At 60.2% G+C, this 12,734-nt stretch carries 14 protein-coding genes; 9 read left to right on the plus strand and 5 right to left on the minus strand.

Going from position 1 to position 12,734, the window contains the following annotated elements:
• Nucleotides 1-28: 28 nt before the first annotated feature.
• Together M5C56_RS22420 and M5C56_RS22425 are read right to left on the minus strand one after the other, a co-directional pair.
• On the minus strand, nt 29-1,195 hold the full coding sequence (locus M5C56_RS22420; RefSeq protein WP_103496343.1) for an MFS transporter: 1,167 nt from the start codon (nt 1,193-1,195) through the stop codon (nt 29-31).
• Between the two features lie 16 nt (nt 1,196-1,211).
• Entirely contained in the window at nt 1,212-1,514 is a 303-nt protein-coding gene (locus M5C56_RS22425; protein WP_100938725.1) for a helix-turn-helix transcriptional regulator, read from the minus strand.
• 156 nt (nt 1,515-1,670) lie between these two features.
• Between M5C56_RS22425 and M5C56_RS22430 the strand changes: the two genes are divergently transcribed.
• Nucleotides 1,671-2,264: an ACP phosphodiesterase gene (locus M5C56_RS22430; protein WP_103496344.1), complete on the plus strand. Its 594-nt coding sequence runs from the start codon at nt 1,671-1,673 to the stop codon at nt 2,262-2,264.
• A 15-nt stretch (nt 2,265-2,279) separates the two neighbouring features.
• Here M5C56_RS22430 and M5C56_RS22435 read toward each other — a convergent pair whose 3' ends face one another.
• Complete coding sequence (locus M5C56_RS22435; protein ID WP_103496345.1) at nt 2,280-3,092, minus strand: lysophospholipid acyltransferase family protein; 813 nt, start codon at nt 3,090-3,092, stop codon at nt 2,280-2,282.
• Nucleotides 3,092-3,847 carry an L-ornithine N(alpha)-acyltransferase gene (gene olsB, locus M5C56_RS22440; protein WP_103496346.1) on the minus strand — a complete coding sequence of 252 codons (756 nt, stop codon included), beginning with the start codon at nt 3,845-3,847 and terminating at the stop codon, nt 3,092-3,094. Before olsB ends, M5C56_RS22435 begins: the two co-directional genes overlap by 1 nt.
• Before the next feature lie 330 nt (nt 3,848-4,177).
• On the opposite strand from olsB, the gene M5C56_RS22445 reads away from it, so the two are divergent.
• The 8 genes from M5C56_RS22445 (at nt 4,178) to M5C56_RS22480 (ending at nt 11,778) form a co-directional block, all read left to right on the plus strand.
• Nucleotides 4,178-5,278: a serine hydrolase gene (locus tag M5C56_RS22445; protein WP_103496347.1), complete on the plus strand. Its 1,101-nt coding sequence runs from the start codon at nt 4,178-4,180 to the stop codon at nt 5,276-5,278.
• Entirely contained in the window at nt 5,275-5,604 is a 330-nt protein-coding gene (locus M5C56_RS22450; protein ID WP_103496348.1) for an amidase, read from the plus strand. The genes M5C56_RS22445 and M5C56_RS22450 overlap by 4 nt, the downstream gene beginning before the upstream one ends.
• A gap of 64 nt (nt 5,605-5,668) precedes the next feature.
• Nucleotides 5,669-6,247: a YceI family protein gene (locus M5C56_RS22455; RefSeq protein ID WP_103496349.1), complete on the plus strand. Its 579-nt coding sequence runs from the start codon at nt 5,669-5,671 to the stop codon at nt 6,245-6,247.
• A 1-nt stretch (nt 6,248) separates the two neighbouring features.
• On the plus strand, nt 6,249-7,406 hold the full coding sequence (locus M5C56_RS22460; RefSeq protein WP_103496350.1) for a phosphatidylserine/phosphatidylglycerophosphate/cardiolipin synthase family protein: 1,158 nt from the start codon (nt 6,249-6,251) through the stop codon (nt 7,404-7,406).
• A 40-nt stretch (nt 7,407-7,446) separates the two neighbouring features.
• Entirely contained in the window at nt 7,447-8,085 is a 639-nt protein-coding gene (locus M5C56_RS22465) for a LysE family translocator (protein WP_103496351.1), read from the plus strand.
• 81 nt (nt 8,086-8,166) lie between these two features.
• Nucleotides 8,167-9,444, plus strand: coding sequence for a GGDEF domain-containing protein (locus tag M5C56_RS22470; protein ID WP_103496371.1), 1,278 nt, complete (start codon nt 8,167-8,169; stop codon nt 9,442-9,444).
• A gap of 104 nt (nt 9,445-9,548) precedes the next feature.
• On the plus strand, nt 9,549-9,974 hold the full coding sequence (locus M5C56_RS22475) for a hypothetical protein (protein ID WP_103496352.1): 426 nt from the start codon (nt 9,549-9,551) through the stop codon (nt 9,972-9,974).
• Between the two features lie 679 nt (nt 9,975-10,653).
• Complete coding sequence (locus tag M5C56_RS22480; RefSeq protein WP_103496353.1) at nt 10,654-11,778, plus strand: HPP family protein; 1,125 nt, start codon at nt 10,654-10,656, stop codon at nt 11,776-11,778.
• Here the strand turns inward: M5C56_RS22480 and M5C56_RS22485 are convergent, their stop codons facing one another.
• Entirely contained in the window at nt 11,779-12,642 is an 864-nt protein-coding gene (locus M5C56_RS22485) for a LysR family transcriptional regulator (RefSeq protein ID WP_103496354.1), read from the minus strand.
• Between the last annotated feature and the right edge of the window lie 92 nt (nt 12,643-12,734).

Genomic DNA, 12,734 nt, shown 5'->3' on the forward strand with positions numbered 1-12,734 from the left:
AACCCTCGTTATCAGTTAGTCGCGGAATTCAGTGGGTAGCAGGCGCCAGTTCGTCGTTGTCGCTCTGGCGAAAGGTAATCAGGGTCACCAGCAGGGCCAGGACCGCCAATGCCGCGGCGGCCAGGGGCACGCTGGTGAGGCCGAAGCCGTTGGCGATGACGCTGCCGCCGATCCAGGCCCCGAGGGCATTGCCGACGTTGAAGGCGCCGATGTTCAGGGTCGAGACCAGGTTGGGGGCGGCCTGGCCGTAGGTCACCACGTTGATCTGCAGGGCCGGCACGGCGGCGAAGCAGGCCGTGGCCCAGAGGAACAGGGTGATCTCGGCGGGGATCAGCACCAGGCTGCTCCAGGTCAGCGCGATGGCCAGTACGGCCATGGCGATGAACACGCCGATCAGCGTCGCGGCGAGGTTCTTGTCCGCCAGCTTGCCGCCGATGATGTTGCCGAGGGTCAGGCCCAGGCCCATCAGCACCAGGGTCCAGGTCACGCCCCGTGGCGAGACGCCGGTGACTTCGCCGAGCAGCGGCGCGATATAGGTGAACAGGGCGAACACGGCGGCGGAGAACAGTGCGGTCATGCTCAGAGAGAGCCAGAGCCCGGCGCCCTTGAGTGCGGCCAGTTCGGCGCGCATGTCGAGTTTTTCCTCGTCGTGCTTGGCCGGCAGGTAGCGGATCAGGCCGATCAGCGCGATCACGCCGATCACGGTCACCGCCCAGAAGGTCGAGCGCCAGCCGGCCTCCTGGCCCAGTGCGGTGCCCAGCGGTACACCGAGCACGTTGGCCAGGGTCAGGCCGGTGAACATCAGGGCTACCGCCGAGGCACGCTTGTCCGGGGTCACCAGGTTGGCCGCCACCACCGAACCGATACCAAAGAAGGCACCGTGGCACAGGGCGGTGATGATCCGGGCGAACATCAGCACGTTGTAGTCACTGGCGATGGCACAGAGCAGGTTGCCGACGATAAAGATCCCCATCAGCGCGACCAGGGCTGTCTTGCGCGGCAGCCGTGCGGTGGCCATGGCCATGAACGGTGCGCCGATCGCCACGCCCAGGGCATAGCCGGTCACCAGCCAGCCGGCGCCGGGAATCGACACGCCGAGGTCCGCCGCCACATTGGGCAGCAGGCCCATGATGACGAACTCCGTGGTGCCGATGGCGAAAGCGCTGAGGGCCAGGATGAGTAACGAGAGGGGCATCTTGTGCGGTCCTTGTTTAGAGCTCTTGGCTCATGATGCGGAGGAATTCCTGGATGGTTTCCTCATTGCGTTTGAAGAAGTGCCATTGACCGGCTTTCTGGCTGCTGATCAACCCGGCGCGTTGCAGGGTCGCCAGGTGCGCGGACACGGTGGACTGCGACAGGCCGCAGCGCTGGTCGATCTGTCCGGCGCAGATGCCGTACTCATGGTTGTGGTGCTGTTCAGGGAACTGGTTTTTCGGGTCTTTCAGCCAGCTGAGAATGTCTCGGCGTACTGGGTGTGCCAGCGCTTTTATTATTTCGTCGAGGTCAAGGGGCATGGTCGTTGCTCGGGGTGGGTAAAACGTTATATCGCGATGGGGCGAAATATATATCGGTATTTCGCGATACACCAATATGATTTTGATCTGAACCCAGTGTGGTTCGCTATATCGGGTTATAACGATATAGGCTGACGAGGTGCTAAGCTGTCGACCATGAATTATCTCGCACACCTGCATCTGGGCGGCCAGCGCCCGGAACAACTGCTCGGCAGCCTCTATGGCGATTTCGTCAAGGGTCGCGTGCAAGGGCAGTTCACCCCCTCGATCGAAGCGGCGATTCAGCTGCATCGCCATATCGATGTGTTTACCGATCGGCACCCGTTGGTGGGTCAGTCCTTGTCGCGGTTTTCCCTGACACGGCGGCGCTATGCCGGGATCGCCCTGGATGTGTTCTTCGATCACTGCCTGGCGCGGGATTGGGCGCTCTATGCCGAAGGCGAATTGGACAGCTTTACCGCCCAGGTCTATCGCGTGCTGGAAAGTGAGAGGAATCTGCCGGGGCGTCTGGCCGAGATCGTGCCTTATATGGTGGCGAACGACTGGCTGGGTTCCTACCGCGATTTCGAGGTGCTGGGACAGGTGTTGCGAGGGATTTCGCGGCGTTTGTCGCGGCCGGAGGCGCTGCTGCATGCGATGGGCGAATTGGAGGGGTTGTATGAGCCGTTGAGCGAGGACTTCCGACTGTTCTATCCCGAGCTGCTGGCGTTTTCCCGCGCTCACTCGCTGAGTGAGCGCGACCCCCTGTAGCTTGGCTTGCCGGTTTTATGCCGCTTCCGATCGAGCCGTTTCGGTTTCGGCCTGACGCGGTGCCGAACGTTTCACTTCAGCCACCTCACCGAACAACGCCATCTGAACCGCCTGTTGCGCCTGGAAGGCCAGCGCCGCGCGTTCCTGGCCGTTGCAGGCGATCGGTTCGAGAATCTGGATCTCCACATCGCCCTGGTCGTTGGAAAACAGGCGCATCAGGTGCGAGAGCAGATCGTCGTCGCCAATGAACGGGGCCAGCAGGTCCGGCTTGCCGTCGCGCAGATAACGAATGGCCACCGGTTGCAAGGCCACGTCCGCATCAATCGCCGCCGACAGCAGGCGACCATGGAAGGTGCGCAGCGAACGACCGTCGGTGGTGGTGCCCTCCGGAAACATCAGCAAGGGGTGTTGCTGCTCCAGGTGACGGGTCATCTGCTTGCGGATCAGTTGGCTGTCGCCCGAGCCACGGCGGATGAACAGGCTGCCGGCTTTCGCCGCCAACCACCCGGCCACTGGCCAGGTCCGTACTTCGGCCTTGGACAGGAAGGACATCGGGGCCAAGCCGCCGAGCAGGGCGATATCGGTCCAGGACACGTGGTTGCTGACCCACAGCATCGGCCGGCTCGGCAGTTCGCCGCGCACGGTTACGCGAAAGGGCAGGGCATTGCTCAGGCGCGCCATGAAAAAGCGTGACCAGCGTTGCCGCCGGACCATGGAGTTGGCGACCCCCAGGCGTTCGAAAACCCCGAATACGCTGGCCATGCTCAGGCCGAGCCCCACCACCACCAGCACCCGTGCGATGCGGCCGTATACCCGTAGGCGGCTCATCAGACTGCCGCCTTGAAGTGCCGCGCATAGCGTGGGCACAAGTCGTCGCGCTTGAGCAGGATAAATACGTCGGCTACCTGGAAGTCTTCGTCCCAGCACGGCTCGCCGCAGATCTTCGCGCCCAGGCGCATGTAGGCCTTGAGCAAAGGAGGCATTTCGGCGATGACGTTGCCGGGAATATCCAGTGACGGCAGCGGCTTTTTCGGTTCGGCGCGCAGGTGCTCGTTGCACAGGTAGCGTTCGCGCAGGCGCTGCATGATCGCCTGGGCCTGGATTCCGCCGTCCTGCATCGAGATGCTGGCGCACCCCATCAGGTAGCTGTAGCCGCCTTCGTTGAGGATTTCGGCCAGTTCGCTCCAGAGCACGGCGATGGTACCGCCATTGCGGTAGGCCGGATCGACGCAGGTACGGCCGATTTCCAGGATCGGCCCTTGCAGATGGCCCAGACCGTGGAGGCTGAATTCTTCTTCGCTGTAGTAACGGCCCAGGGTGTTGGCGGCCTTGTGGTCGAGCAGGCGGGTGGTGGCCACCAGGCGACCGCTGTTCAGGTCGCGCACGCCGATATGGGCGCAGTGCACATCATAATCATCCATGTCCAGGCCCAGTTCAGCGCCCTTGAGCTTGGCATTGAATTCGCCGCTGAAGACGTTGAAGCGCAAGGCCTGGGCTTCTTGCAATGCCGCGGCGCCCAACAGGCGTTCGGCTTGCAGGCGGCGTTCACTGCCGGTGTCGCTGATGCGGGCGATCTGGGTCATTACGAGTCTCCGGTTGCCGGCCAGGGGTGCGGCCAGTCGACTTTGTTGTGCAAAGTCAGGCTATTTAGCCCCGGTGTCATCGCCATGAAGCTTTGGTGATGCTTATATGACAGGGTCCCGGGATGGGCCACTCAAGGCGCCGAGACCTTGAATACTCCCCAAAACCCGTAGGAGCAGGGCTTGCCCGCGAAGGCGTCCTTGAGAACGCAAAAGGCTTCGCTGGCAAGCCCTGCTCCCACAGGTTTTATATTCGGTCTCGGAGAATCCGTGCCCCGGATTGTCATCAAACGCGCTTAAGCTGGCGCGAGGCTATTTCTGCGAGCGGGCTCCATGTCCAAGGGTTCGACCTTTTTTCCTGCCTTGTTGTTGGCGTTCTGCGTCACCGCGCGTGCCGAGGTCTGGCCGGCTGAAGACTGGTCCCTGGGGCCGCAGGTGTCCGGGCCGGCGGTTGCAGCCCTGGAGTCCTACGCGTTTCCCGCCCGTGACGATGACACGCGAAAAGGCATTCGCAGCGATGCGCTGTTGGTGATTCGCCATGGCCAGATCGTCTATGAGCGTTATGCCGGTCCCACCAGCGTCAACACCCCGCACCTCACCTGGTCCGTCAGCAAAAGCGTGATGGCCGCCGTGCTTGGCGTGGCCTATGGCCAAGGCCTGTTCCAGCTGCATGATTCGGCGGCGCGCTTCTATCGACCCATGCGCGCCCATCCCAATGTGACCCTGGAACACCTGATGAACTGGTCCTCCGGTATCGACTGGCAGGAGGACTACGAATACGCGCCGCTGAAGTCATCGGTGGTGGCGATGCTCTATACCCTTGGGCACACCGATATGGCTGGCTACACCGCCGGCCATGGTGAGTTCGCCCGGCCGGGGCAGGCCTTCCGTTATTCCAGTGGCGACAGCAACGTACTGTCCGCCGCCTTGCGCCGGATTGTCGGTGCCAAGCGTTACCCGAACTATCCCTGGACAGCTCTGTTTGACCCGCTGGGTATTCGCAGCGCGGTCTGGGAGCGCGATGCCAGCGGCACTTTCGTGGCCTCGTCCTATGTCTATATGACGGCGAGGGATCTGGCGCGGATCGGCCTGTTGATGGAGCGCGAGGGACGCTGGGGGGAACGGCAACTGCTGCCCAGGGCCTGGGTGAATTTCAACCTGCGGCCCTTCGCCGGCTACAAACCAGGGCAGGACGAAGCCGTGGGCGGCGGCCAGTGGTGGCTCAATCGTTCGATCAAGGGCGCCGCCAAGCCTTGGCCGGATGCGCCGCCGGACACCTTCGCCGCCCTCGGGCATTGGGGCCAGGTGTTGTACGTGATCCCCAGCGCGGACCTGGTCATCGTGCGCTACGGCGATGACCGCGACGGCAGCTACCGGCACAACGAACTGCTCAAACGAGCACTGGCGGCGTTCGCGCCGACGGTGGCGCCATGAGTACCAAGGGATTTGTGCGCCGGCGTCCGCTGGTCAGTCTGTTGTTGGTGTTGCTGGTGGCCCTGGGCACCTGGACCTGGCATGAGTGGCAGGCCTTGCACGCCTTTCCGGGGATCATCAGCGCCTATACCGCCAAGGAATACTGTTCCTGCCGTTATGTGATGAACAATTCGGCGGACTATTGCCTGGGGTACGTCAAACAGTCGATTCCGGTCAGTGATTTCCATGATGATCCCCAGCAACACCGGGTCACCGCCCGGGGGCTAGGGCGCAGCAGCAGTGCTGTCTGGGTTGGCCCGCGTGAGGGCTGCCGGCTGGAGCCCTGATCCGTGGTTTGCCACCTCTATCCGTGGCGGGTAAGGTGGTGCCTACGTTCAATCAGGAGCTTGCATGCACCGGTCCCGCCTATTTCTGGCCCTGCTCGGGGTGCTCGCCCTGCCGGCACAGGCCAACTGGTACCTGGACAATGAGTCCTCACGCCTGTCGTTCATCAGCACCCACAACGCCGATATTTCCGAAGTCCATCGTTTCCTGACCTTGCACGGCAAGATCGACGGTCAGGGCCTGGCAACCCTGGAAGTGGAACTGGAGTCGGTCAGCACCGGCATTCCCCTGCGTGACGAGCGCTTGCGTCGCGACCTGTTCGAGATCAAGACCTGGCCCGAGGCGCGGATCGTCGCGCAGATCAATGTCCAGCCGATCAGCGACCTGGCGCCTGGCGCGCAGCTGGAGTTGCGCCTGCCGCTGGTGGTGAAGCTGCGCGGCAAGGAGCACAGCTACAACGCCGAACTGCTGGCGACCCGACTCGATGACCGGCGTTTCCAGGTGGTGACCCTGGAGCCGTTGGTGCTGCATGCCGAAGACTTCGACCTGCTGCCGGGGCTGGCGACATTACGCAAGGCCGCCGGTCTGTCGGCCATCAGTTTGTCGGTACCGGTGGGCGCGGTACTGATTTTCGCGGCGCGCTGATATGGCCGGGGCGATCTTCCCTTGGCGGGCCGACAACGCTTTCGAACTGTTGATCGACGGCCCGAATTTTTTCCCACGGATGTTTGAGGCGATTGCCCGGGCCGAGCGGCAGGTGGAGCTGGAGCTCTATCTGGTGGAGGCCGGTGCATGTGCCGAGGCCATGGTCCGGGTGCTGGCCGAAGCGGCCGAACGGGGCGTGCGGGTGCGTTGCCTGTTCGATGATTACGGCAGCCTTGCGTTTACCCTTGGCCTGCGTCGACGCTTGACCGAGGCCGGGGTCGAGTTGCGTTTCTACAATCGTCTGAGCTGGCGCCGTTGGGTACGTAACCTCTACCGCGATCATCGCAAACTCTTGTTGGTGGATCAGTCCCTGGCGGTGGTTGGCGGTACCGGTGTTACCGATGAATTCTGGACCCCGGGCGAAGAGCGCTTCGAATGGCACGAAGTCATGGTGCGGATCAGCGGTCCCCTGGTACTTGACTGGCAACTGCTGTTCGACCGCCAGTGGCTGGCCAACGCCCAGCGTGCGGCCTGGAAACCCGTAACGCCTTTCGGTCTGCCACGCCTGCCGCGGGTTCCACCGGCCGGGCAGGGCCTGGGCCGGGTAGCCTACGCCGATGCCCGGCAGCACCGGGACATTCTGCGCTCTCTGGTGCGGGCGCTGAACAGCGGCCAGGAGCGCGTCTGGTTGGCGACCCCGTATTTCCTGCCGACCTGGAAAGTCCGCCGCTCCCTGCGCCGGGCCGCCAATCGAGGCATCGATGTGCGGCTGCTGCTGACCGGGCCGCGTACCGATCATCCCTCGGTGCGCTATGCCGGCCATCGTTATTATCCGCGCCTGCTCAGGGCCGGGGTGCAGATTTTCGAGTACCAGCCGTGCTTCCTGCATCTGAAAATGGTGCTGATCGATGACTGGGTCAGCATTGGCTCGTGCAATTTCGATCACTGGAACCTGCGCTTCAACCTGGAGGCCAATCTCGAAGCCCTCGATCCGTCGTTGACCCGGGCGGTGGAGGCCAGTTTCCTCTACGATTTCGCCCTCAGCGAGCCGGTCAGCCTGCAGGACTGGAAGGCACGGCCGCTATGGCGGCGGGTCAAGCAGCGGCTATGGGGTTGGGTTGATCGGTTGGTAGTCAATGCGCTGAATCGGCGGGGTTGATAGACTCCAGTCCAATACGCCCCGCGCCCAGGAATTGCCGATGACTGCTTCGTTGCTCATGGCTGTGCTCGCCTCCGGCTTTATCTACGGCATTACCCCGGGGCCCGGTGTGCTGGCGGTCTTCGGCATAGGTGCGGCCCGCGGGCGGGTGGCGGGGGCGGGGTTTCTCTGTGGGCACTTGTTGGGCGATGTGATCTGGTGCAGCACGGCGCTGGTGGCCATCGTCGGCGCCCGGGAAATCGGCAGCAGTGCGTTCGACATCCTTGGTGTACTCAGCGGTCTCTACCTGTTCTGGCTGGGCCTGCGGGCGATCCGCACCCGGCGCGCCAGTGCCGAGACGCCCCAGGGCGCGGCGCGGCAACCCTTCGTACACGGCATCCTGTTCGGCCTGACCAACCCCAAGGCCTACCCGGTGGCGGTCGCAACTTTTACTGCCTTGCTTTCCAGTCGTGCCGAACTGTTGCAGTGGTCGATGTTGCCTTGGCTGATTTTTCTCAGTTTCCTTGGCGGTGTCGCGGCATACGCTATCCTCATTGGTGTTGTCGGTGCCCGGCGGGTCAGGACGTTTTACCAGCGGCACGAGTTGATAATCACCCGCTTATGTGGCGTGATGTTTATCGGCTTCGCCATCAATGCGCTGGTCCATGCGTTGCCGGGATTGATGCCGAACAAGGCTTGAATCTGCTGCAAGGGGAGGGCAGGAAGCCGGTGTTTCCATGGATAGATGCTGACGCTTACTTTTTTGGGCGATCTCTTTCTGATGGAATCCAAGACTGTCACACCGCTGGCCAGCTTTATCGACCTGTTGATGGACGCCGTGTGCGCGGTGGATATCGAAGGGCGATTCGTTTTTGTCAGCGCCGCCTGCGAGCGGATCTTCGGCTACACCCAGGGTGAACTGATCGGTATGCCGATGATCAACCTGGTGCTGCCGGCAGACCGCGAGCGCACGTTGATGGCCGCCAGCGAAATTATGGGCGGCCAGCCCAAACCGTATTTTGAAAACCGCTATGTGCGCAAAGATGGCCAGGTGGTGCATATCATGTGGTCGGCGCGCTGGTCCGAGGTCGACCAGTTGCGTATCGCCGTGGCCCGGGATATCACCGAGCGCAAACTGGCGGAGTCCCGGCAGGCGGCGCTCTACGCGATTTCCGAGGCCGCCCACGCCACCGAGGATCTGCTGGCGCTGTTCCAGCGGGTGCACCAGATCATCGGCGAATGGCTGCCGGCGGAGAACTTTTGCGTGGCGCTTTACGATCAGCAGCGCGATCAGCTGAGTTTTCCCTACCATATTGACGACCGCCGCCAACCGCACACGGTCGACCGTAACTGTGCCGAGATCGTGCGCAGCGGCCAGCCCCTGTTGCTGAACATTGAAGGCGCACCCTCTTGCCTGGGCGTGCCGTTGAATTCACAGAACGGCACCATTGGTGCGTTGTTGGTAAAAAGCAGCGGTGGCGAGCGCTACACCGAACACGACCTGGAGCTGCTGCAATTCGTTTCGGCCCAGGTCGCGGCGGCTATCGAGCGCAAGCAATTGCATGCACGCCTGGAGTACATGGCGCGCTACGATCAACTGACTCATCTGCCCAACCGGGCTTTCCTCCACGAGCGCCTGAAGAGCGCATTGGTCCGGGCGCGGAGCGAGGGGGCGCTACTGGCGTTGCTTTATGTCGATCTGGACAAATTCAAGCAGGTCAACGACAGCTTTGGGCATGCGGTGGGCGATCTGCTCCTGCAGGAAGTGGCCCGGCGCCTGCAACGATGTGTCCGGGATACCGATACCGTGGCGCGTATCGGTGGTGACGAATTCGTTATTCTGCTGGAGCATCTGCAACTGCCGGAGCACGCGAACCGGGTGGCCGACAAGGTCCGCAGCCTGCTGCGCGAGCCCGTGTTATGGGAGGATTGCGGCCTGATCATCGTGGCGAGTATCGGGATTGCGCTGTATCCGGAAAATGGCGAAGAAGCACAGCAACTGTTCAAGCACGCGGATGAGGCGATGTATGGGGTCAAGCGGGGGGCGGTGACGCACTGACGAGGGCTATTGTAGTGATTTGTATCTGTGTTTGTACAAAATCGCTAAAGTTCGGTGGTTTCAGGTCGATGTCAAGGAAACCTAAACCTGAATGAGCTTCTGCCATGGTTTCCATCAGTAGCGTTACCATCAATACCCCCACTGTCGTTCCCGCATCGTCTGCGCTCGGTACTGCGAATTCCGCCAATGCCGGTAAAGACGGCAAGACCGAAGCTGAAAGCTCGACAGGGGTCAAGGTCAATTTGTCCGGTGCCGGGGTCGATGCGTCCAAAGCCGCCCAGGCCCAGGCGGCGGCCTCGGAACCGCCGGGGATCAAGCAACTGCGCAAGCAGATCGAGCAGATTCAGAAGATGATCGCCCAGAAACAGGCCGAACTGCAGCGACTTCAGGCGAACAAGAGCATGAGTCCGGATCAGAAGGCAGCGCAGGTCAACGCCCTGAATACTGAGTTGTCGGCCCTGTTCGGGTCGTTGGCCACTCTGAACAATTCGTTGATCTCGGCCTTGAAGAAGCAGGCTGACGGGAAGTAAAGGCTGATTCAGGTGGCAAGGCGTGATCGGGGTTGACCAGGCTCTTTCAGGCTGCCGCGATGGAGGCAAATGTCAGGCCTGTGGCATGTACAACCCGTTTCATTGATTGTCAGAATACTGCTGATTAGCTGCGTTTCCGTTCCGGCATTGGCGGCGACGACTAAAACCGTAAACACCCTACCTACACGGCCAGGGGTAACGGAACGATTTGTTCTGATTACACCTGACCGCCCGCTAACCAGTCTGATCTTGTTTTCTGGAGGGAATGGTCAGTCGTCGATATACCCTCCGACGGGGTTGAGCGAGACAGTTACCGATATGCTCAGTTACAACGGAGCCGAAAGCGTAGTAGTGCAAAAGGTGAGTGATTGGGTCAAGGCTCATTCGACCCACTAGTCTCCCTCCTCAGAAAAAACTTTCTCTTTAGATCGTAAGAACGTAATCGCCTGTTCGTAGCCGAGCGCTGGGACTGGGCCTGTACGCTCGAAAAGTGGTGGGAAAGATGAGGGATGGAGTTTCATATCAGAAAAAATGAATTCAAATAGCAATATTTTGCGTTTGTCAGCCACGTCCAGCGTTGCCAAAATATCGGCCTGACTCCAACGAATGCTCTTTTTCGTGCCTCCCCCGGTACACCGGCTCATTAATATTAATGAGCCTTTTTTATTCAGTGTGAAAAATGATCAAGTCTGCTTTGTCGGGTTTTTATCCGGCACCCTCGAATACCAAGCCCAGAGAATGGTTGCGCGCATCAGTGGGGGCGTGTGCAAGTGTTCTTGTGACAGCCCTGGTGTGCCAATACTTCTATGGGCTGGAACTGACGCTTCATCTTGTAGGGCCCGTCGGCGCATCGGCTGTTTTATTGTTCGCTGTTTCTACGGGCGCTCTGGCTCAGCCCTGGTCTATCGTCGGCAGTTATTTTGTCGCTACGCTGGCTGCGCTGATAGCAGTGCCGCTACTCGGCCATTCGTTCCTGAGTGCCAGTGTCGCCGTGGGATTGGCCATTGGCGGCATGTGCATGCTGCGTTGTCTGCATCCTCCCGGTGGGGCTGTGGCGCTCTGTGTGGTCTTGTCTCAAACCGATTTGGCACCCTTGGGGATTGAGGTTTTTTATCCCGTGATGCTGAATGCCGGGGTTCTCTTGGGGTGTGCGCTGGTATTCAATAATCTGACAGGGGTCCGTTACCCTAAAGCCCATATCAATCCATCGGCGGAGATCAATCACACCAGGGACATCCCGCCGTTCGAGAGGCTAGGTTTTAATAGTGATGACCTGGACGCAGCCCTGGCGGATATTGACGGATTTGTTGACGTTACGAGAGAGGATCTGGAAAGTATTATTCGATCCACTGAAAAGCACGCTTTAGGACGGAGCATGGGGGATATTCAAGCTTCCCATATCATGTCGAGGGACGTGCTGTCAGGGACGCCGGAAACCACTATTAAAGAGGCGGTGCGGATCCTGATGCACCACCACATCAAAACCTTGCCGGTGTTGAATGAAGAAAAACATATTGTCGGCATTATCAGCCTGACGGATATTATCAAGCACCCGGTAACCCGTCGGAGTCGCGGGTTGTCAGGCGTATTTGGGGGCAAGAAAAAAACCTTGTTGAAAGACATCATGCATGCCCCCGTGACCTGTGTCACGACAACGGCCCACATGGTTGAGCTGATACCGTTATTATCAAAGCAGGGTTTGCACTGTATTCCGGTCCTGCAAGATGACGTGTTTGTTGGGGTGATCACACAGACGGACTTGATCGCGGCCTTGCACCGCGATCTGATCGTGCACCTGCATTAGTCAGATCAGTGGGTCCCAGCGTTGAGACCAATCGCTATCCCGAGTGACAATGTCTTTCAATAGTTTTATGGCAAGCTGCAGTTCGGTTGATAATCGGCTACGGGAGTAGACCAGGAAGGTCGGGTAGCTGAATTCTGGCGCTGAGCTGACGCGCTCAAGAATGCCGCTTTCAATATAGGATTGCACGACGCGGGTCCTGAAGTAGCCGGCCCCACCATTGTCGAGAATATATTGCAGGGCTACGGGCCCCAGGTTGAAGGAAAGCGCCGCCTTTGCCTTCTCCGGCAGGGCCGCATCATGGGATTGCCGAAAACCATCGCCCCAATCAATGTAGACATAAGGTTCAGGCTTGGCGATCAGGCGGACCAGTATCAATTTCTCTTCGAGAATCTGCTCGACCTGCAGGTCGGGCCAGTAGGCCGGTTGATAAACCAGGGCCGCATCTAAAAGGCCGAGCTCCAATTGCCGCAATAGCATTGAGCCGTCCCTGATCTCGGTTTTGATGGCATGGGTCGGTATTGATTTCTGGATCTCGCGCACCCAATCCAGAATAAGCGGATTACATAAACTGACTTCGCCACCGATATGCAATATTTTATGGAAACCTTCGGGCAGGGGTAAATCCCTGACTGCGGCCTCCCAGGTTTGCACCAACTGGTTGGCATAGACAACGAAGGCTTCCCCGTCCGCGGTCAGTTTGGCCCCCGCTTTATTGCGCACAAATAACTTGCTGTTGAGGCTGCTTTCCAGCTTTTGCACGCGTGCGGTGATCGCCGTCTGGGTGACATGCAATCGCTGCGCGGCGGCAATCAGACTGCCGCATCTGACGATTTCCAGGAAGGTTTTAGCCAGCTCGATATCCATGCTTATGCGCCAAAATACGTTATAGGGCCACGCGGAGCGGGCCTTGTAAAGGCCAGGCCGGAGGCGTGTTTTCAATTTTTAGCCGGCTTTTT

It is taken from the genome of Pseudomonas sp. MWU13-2862, assembly GCF_023242495.1.
In the GTDB taxonomy this organism is placed as follows: domain Bacteria; phylum Pseudomonadota; class Gammaproteobacteria; order Pseudomonadales; family Pseudomonadaceae; genus Aquipseudomonas; species Aquipseudomonas gingeri_D.

Excerpts from the sequence above, each read along its gene's own strand:
- M5C56_RS22445 (WP_103496347.1), top strand. The coding sequence starts at position 4,178 with ATGTCCAAGGGTTCGACCTTTTTTCCTGCCTTGTTGTTGGCGTTCTGC.
- M5C56_RS22470 (WP_103496371.1), top strand. The coding sequence starts at position 8,167 with ATGGAATCCAAGACTGTCACACCGCTGGCCAGCTTTATCGACCTGTTG.
- M5C56_RS22485 (WP_103496354.1), bottom strand. The coding sequence starts at position 12,642 with ATGGATATCGAGCTGGCTAAAACCTTCCTGGAAATCGTCAGATGCGGC.
- M5C56_RS22450 (WP_103496348.1), top strand. The coding sequence starts at position 5,275 with ATGAGTACCAAGGGATTTGTGCGCCGGCGTCCGCTGGTCAGTCTGTTG.
- M5C56_RS22435 (WP_103496345.1), bottom strand. The coding sequence starts at position 3,092 with ATGAGCCGCCTACGGGTATACGGCCGCATCGCACGGGTGCTGGTGGTG.
- M5C56_RS22465 (WP_103496351.1), top strand. The coding sequence starts at position 7,447 with ATGACTGCTTCGTTGCTCATGGCTGTGCTCGCCTCCGGCTTTATCTAC.
- M5C56_RS22430 (WP_103496344.1), top strand. The coding sequence starts at position 1,671 with ATGAATTATCTCGCACACCTGCATCTGGGCGGCCAGCGCCCGGAACAA.
- M5C56_RS22460 (WP_103496350.1), top strand. The coding sequence starts at position 6,249 with ATGGCCGGGGCGATCTTCCCTTGGCGGGCCGACAACGCTTTCGAACTG.
- olsB (WP_103496346.1), bottom strand. The coding sequence starts at position 3,847 with ATGACCCAGATCGCCCGCATCAGCGACACCGGCAGTGAACGCCGCCTG.
- M5C56_RS22420 (WP_103496343.1), bottom strand. The coding sequence starts at position 1,195 with ATGCCCCTCTCGTTACTCATCCTGGCCCTCAGCGCTTTCGCCATCGGC.
- M5C56_RS22425 (WP_100938725.1), bottom strand. The coding sequence starts at position 1,514 with ATGCCCCTTGACCTCGACGAAATAATAAAAGCGCTGGCACACCCAGTA.
- M5C56_RS22480 (WP_103496353.1), top strand. The coding sequence starts at position 10,654 with ATGATCAAGTCTGCTTTGTCGGGTTTTTATCCGGCACCCTCGAATACC.
- M5C56_RS22455 (WP_103496349.1), top strand. The coding sequence starts at position 5,669 with ATGCACCGGTCCCGCCTATTTCTGGCCCTGCTCGGGGTGCTCGCCCTG.
- M5C56_RS22475 (WP_103496352.1), top strand. The coding sequence starts at position 9,549 with ATGGTTTCCATCAGTAGCGTTACCATCAATACCCCCACTGTCGTTCCC.